Below are 4,710 nucleotides of genomic sequence, written 5' to 3'. Positions count from 1 at the left end.
CTGTGCTTCTGTCCAGTATTTCTTAGAAGGACGTGCCTTCAAAACTGAATAATCACTGCTAACATTTTTTCGTTGACTTAAAAGTCTCAAGCGAATTGTGGTCAAGCCCTCGACCTATTAGTACACGCTTGCTGAATGGATCACTCCACTTACACATCGTGCCTATCAACCTTGTAGTCTTCAAGGGGTCTTACTTGTTTGAAACAATGGGATATCTTATCTTTGGGTCGGCTTCACGCTTAGATGCTTTCAGCGTTTATCCGATCCGTACATAGTTGCCCAGCTATGCCCTTGGCAGAACAACTGGTGCGCCAGAGGTACGTCCGCTCCGGTCCTCTCGTACTAGGAACAGCTCCCATCAAATATCCTGCGCCCACGACAGATAGGGACCGAACTGTCTCACGACGTTCTGAACCCAGCTCGCGTACCGCTTTAATTGGCGAACAGCCAAACCCTTGGGACCGAATACAGCCCCAGGATGCGATGAGCCGACATCGAGGTGCCAAACCTCCCCGTCGATGTGGACTCTTGGGGGAGATCAGCCTGTTATCCCCAGGGTAACTTTTATCCGTTGAGCGATGGCATTTCCACTCACATACCACCGGATCACTAACTCCAACTTTCGTTACTGCTCGACCCGTCAGTCTCGCAGTTAGGCTCGCTTCTGCGTTTGCACTCTTTTGCTTGATTTCCGTTCAAGCTGAGCGAACCTTTGAACGCCTCCGTTACTCTTTAGGAGGCGACCGCCCCAGTCAAACTGCCCACCTAACAATGTCCCCCGCCTTGATTCAAAGGCGCAGGTTAGAATTCCAATATCGCAAGGATGGTATCCCAACGGCCACTCCACAAATGCCAAAGCACTTGCTTCCCAGTGTCCCATCTATCCTGTGCATGCAACATCGAAACCCAATATTAGGCTACAGTAAAGCTCCATGGGGTCTTTCCGTCTTGTCGCGGGTAACCGGCATCTTCACCGGTACTACAATTTCGCCGGGCGGGCTGTCGAGACAGTGCCCAAATCATTACGCCTTTCATGCGGGTCAGAACTTACCTGACAAGGAATTTCGCTACCTTAGGACCGTTATAGTTACGGCCGCCGTTCACTGGGGCTTCGATTCAATGCTTGCACATCTCCTCTTAACCTTCCAGCACCGGGCAGGCGTCAGCTCGTATACGTCATCTTTCGATTTAGCACAAACCTGTGTTTTTGGTAAACAGTTGCTTGGGCCGATTCTCTGCGGCTCCATCTCTGGAGCACCCCTTCTCCCGAAGTTACGGGGTCAATTTGCCGAGTTCCTTAACAACCCTTCTCCCGTTGGCCTTAGAATCTTCTTCCTACCTACCTGTGTCGGTTTGCGGTACGGGCACCGCAGAAATACACACAGCTTTTCTCGCCATCTTCCATCCCGGACTTCGGTACTAACTTCCCTCGATCGCTACCGGAACCAACACCCGGCTCCGAGACTTCAAATGTGTCCCTGTGTTTAACTCTTTTGGTGGTGACGGAATCTCTACCGTCTGTGCATCGGCTACGCCGTTAGGCCTCACCTTAGCTCCCGACTAACCTGGAGCGGACGAACCTTCCTCCAGAAACCTGAGGCTTTCGGCCATGCAGATTCTCACTGCATTCGCGCTACTCATTCCGGCATTCTCACTTCTATACACTCCACAGCCGCTTGCGCTACTGTTTCACCGCGTATACAACGCTCCCCTACCCAATACATTGCTGTATTGCCTAAGCTTCGGTGTCAGGTTTAGCCCCGTTAAATTCTCCGCGCAAAGACGCTCGACCAGTGAGCTATTACGCACTCTTTGAATGTGTGGCTGCTTCTGAGCCAACATCCTGGTTGTCTACGTATCTTCACATCGTTTTCCACTTAACCTGACTTTGGGACCTTAGCTGTAGATCTGGGCTGTTTCCCTTTTGACAATGACATTTATCTGACACTGTCTGACTCCCAAGCATCAATACTCTGGCATTCTGAGTTTGATAAGCTTCGCTAACCTCTCGGCCGCTAGGCTATTCAGTGCTTTACCTCCAGGTATCTAACTTGAGGCTAGTCCTAAAACTATTTCGGGGAGAACCAGCTATCTCCGGGTTCGATTGGAATTTCTCCGCTACCCACAGTTCATCCGCCGCCTTTTCAACGGAGGTCGGTTCGGTCCTCCATGGAATTTTACTTCCACTTCAACCTGACCATGGGTAGGTCACCCGGTTTCGGGCCCATTGTATGCAACTTAACGCCCTTTTCAAACTCGCTTTCGCTTCGGCTCCAGACCTTAAGTCCTTAACCTTGCTGCATACAATCGCTCGCCGGACCGTTCTACAAAAAGTACCCTATCACACATTGACGTGCTCTAGGTGCTTGTAGGCACAGGGTTTCAGGTTCTTTTTCACTCCCCTCCCGGGGTGCTTTTCACCTTTCCTTCACAGTACTATACGCTATCGGTCACTGGGTAGTATTTAGGGTTGGAGGGTGGTCCCCCCATATTCCGACCAGGTTTCACGTGTCTGGCCGTACTCTGGATCCTGCGCAGCTCTCTCCGTTTTCACCTACGTGGTTCTCACACTCTCTGACCGGCCTTCCCATGCCGTTTGGTTAACAGATTGAGTCCTAAAAGCAGTCCGTACCCCGGAAGTATTTCTACCTCCGGTTTGCCCTCTTCCGCGTTCGCTCGCCACTACTTACGGAATCTCGTTTGATGTCTCTTCCTCGCCCTACTTAGATGTTTCAGTTCAGGCGGTTCCCTCGATATACCTATTTTTAAGTTCAGTATAACGTACCTGAGTATGAACCCAGGTGAGTTTCCTCATTCAGAAATCTCCGGATCAATGCTTATTTGCAGCTCCCCGAAGCTTATCGCAGCTTATCACGTCTTTCATCGGCTCCCAGTGCCAAGGCATTCGCCCTGCGCCCTTGTTCGCTTGACCTTTCAAACGTTCTTTTGGAACATTTGGTATCCTCTTGATTCTCTCTTGCCAACGAAGATTATTGTTACCCTTCCTTTTGAAATTGTAATATTTCTTAAAAAAGAACTTACTATAATCTTTGTTTCGCAGTTATTATTCAGTTTTCAAGGTACGTCTTGGTGATGTCCCTCAAAGCCCGGTCTCCCGGAACTTTAATTTTCATCACATGGTGGGCCAAAATGGACTCGAACCATCGACCTCACGATTATCAGTCGTGTGCTCTAGCCAGCTGAGCTATTGGCCCATGTGGTGGAGATTAAGGGAATCGAACCCTTGACCCCCTGCTTGCAAAGCAGGTGCTCTCCCAGCTGAGCTAAACCCCCACATAAGGTTTTGAGTAACCCCTTTTCAGGGCCCTCAAAATCGAACAATATCTACTTAAACTTTAACTTGTCACCTGTTCCAATGACTGACCATCTTAGATGCTCTGTCATTGCCTGACTCCTTAGAAAGGAGGTGATCCAGCCGCAGGTTCTCCTACGGCTACCTTGTTACGACTTCACCCCAATCACCAGTTTTACCTTCGGCGGCGTCCTCCTTGCGGTTAGACTACCGACTTCGGGTCCCCCCGGCTCTCATGGTGTGACGGGCGGTGTGTACAAGGCCCGGGAACGTATTCACCGCAGCATGCTGATCTGCGATTACTAGCAATTCCGACTTCGTGCAGGCGAGTTGCAGCCTGCAGTCCGAACTGGGACGTTGTTTCTGAGTTTTGCTCCACCTCGCGGTCTTGCTTCTCTTTGTTTAACGCCATTGTAGTACGTGTGTAGCCCAAGTCATAAAGGGCATGATGATTTGACGTCATCCCCACCTTCCTCCGTTTTGTCAACGGCAGTCTGGCCAGAGTCCTCTTGCGTAGTAACTGACCATAAGGGTTGCGCTCGTTGCGGGACTTAACCCAACATCTCACGACACGAGCTGACGACAACCATGCACCACCTGTCTCACCGTCCCGAAGGAAAACTATATTTCTATAGTCGTCGATGGATGTCAAGACTTGGTAAGGTTCTTCGCGTTGCGTCGAATTAAACCACATACTCCACTGCTTGTGCGGGCCCCCGTCAATTCCTTTGAGTTTCAACCTTGCGGTCGTACTCCCCAGGTGGATTACTTATTGTGTTAACTGCGGCACTGAAGGGGTCAATCCTCCAACACCTAGTAATCATCGTTTACAGTGTGGACTACCAGGGTATCTAATCCTGTTTGCTACCCACACTTTCGAGCCTCAGCGTCAGTTGGTGCCCAGTAGGCCGCCTTCGCCACTGGTGTTCCTCCCGATATCTACGCATTCCACCGCTACACCGGGAATTCCGCCTACCTCTGCACTACTCAAGAAAAACAGTTTTGAAAGCAGTTCATGGGTTGAGCCCATGGATTTCACTTCCAACTTGTCTTCCCGCCTGCGCTCCCTTTACACCCAGTAATTCCGGACAACGCTTGTGACCTACGTTTTACCGCGGCTGCTGGCACGTAGTTAGCCGTCACTTCCTTGTTGAGTACCGTCATTATCTTCCTCAACAACAGGAGTTTACAATCCGAAGACCTTCTTCCTCCACGCGGCGTCGCTGCATCAGGGTTTCCCCCATTGTGCAATATTCCCCACTGCTGCCTCCCGTAGGAGTCTGGGCCGTGTCTCAGTCCCAATGTGGCCGTTCAACCTCTCAGTCCGGCTACCGATCGTCGCCTTGGTGGGCCGTTACCTCACCAACTAGCTAATCGGACGCGAGGCCATCTCAAAG

General features: G+C 50.8%; 2 tRNA genes and 2 rRNA genes. All 4 read right to left on the bottom strand.

The window, feature by feature from the left end:
• Positions 1-97: 97 nt before the first annotated feature.
• A 23S ribosomal RNA gene (locus tag DXB44_RS01825) occupies positions 98-2,932 on the bottom strand.
• A gap of 206 nt (positions 2,933-3,138) precedes the next feature.
• Positions 3,139-3,215, bottom strand: a tRNA-Ile gene (locus DXB44_RS01820).
• A gap of 3 nt (positions 3,216-3,218) precedes the next feature.
• Positions 3,219-3,294 (bottom strand) — tRNA-Ala (locus tag DXB44_RS01815).
• 126 nt (positions 3,295-3,420) lie between these two features.
• Positions 3,421-4,710, bottom strand: a 16S ribosomal RNA gene (locus DXB44_RS01810); the annotation flags it as partial.

It is taken from the genome of Faecalibacterium sp. OM04-11BH, assembly GCF_003482185.1.
Lineage (GTDB): Bacteria > Bacillota > Clostridia > Oscillospirales > Ruminococcaceae > Faecalibacterium > Faecalibacterium tardum.
Note: the sequence above shows the minus strand (reverse complement) of the source record. Positions and strands in the feature narration are given on the sequence as shown.